Origin of the sequence: Cobetia sp. 3AK, from assembly GCF_029846335.1 — a bacterium.
Classification (GTDB): domain Bacteria; phylum Pseudomonadota; class Gammaproteobacteria; order Pseudomonadales; family Halomonadaceae; genus Cobetia; species Cobetia marina.
Genome location: NZ_JARWKR010000028.1, coordinates 1 through 546, shown reverse-complemented (window position 1 = coordinate 546; position 546 = coordinate 1). Strand labels below are relative to the sequence as shown.

The following is a 546-nucleotide window of genomic DNA, read 5'->3' as shown; positions in this document are numbered from 1 at the left end:
TCGGTCGAGCCGTCGACGGTGATGGTCAGCGTGGTGCTGGAGGCATCGCCATCGGCGTCGGTGATCGTGTAGCTGAAGACGTCGGTCAGTGACGCCCCATCATCCAGGCCCTGGACCTCGGCATTGCTGTTGTCCAGCACATAGCTGTAGCTGCCATCACTGTTGAGGGTCAGCGTGCCGTAGCTGCCGGTGACGACCGTCGCATCATCCGCGGTGACGGCAGACGCACTCCCGCCGTCCGGCGTGACGCTGGTCACGCTGGTGGCATCGGCGCCCAGGGTATCGGCGGTGTCGTTGGTGCCGTCGATGACGTTGCCGTCGAGTGCCGTGGTGGTGTCTTCGTCGATGTTGCGGGCGTCGGCCTTGGCCTCCGGCGCGGTATCGAGGATCGCGATGTCCAGGCTGTCGCTGGTGCTCTGCCCGGTGATGTCGGTGACCACGACGCTGAAGCTGTCGGTGATGTCGCCGCCGGTGTGATCTTCGCTCGCGCCATCCTCGACGTAGCTGTAGGTCACGGTGCCCGTGTCGGCGTCGTAGCCGGTCACG

Annotated in this window: 1 protein-coding gene; it reads right to left on the bottom strand. The window is 65.8% G+C overall.

The window, feature by feature from the left end; genetic code table 11:
• A partial coding sequence (locus QD228_RS17000; RefSeq protein ID WP_279876130.1) for a VCBS domain-containing protein occupies positions 1–546 on the bottom strand: 546 nt, incomplete at both ends.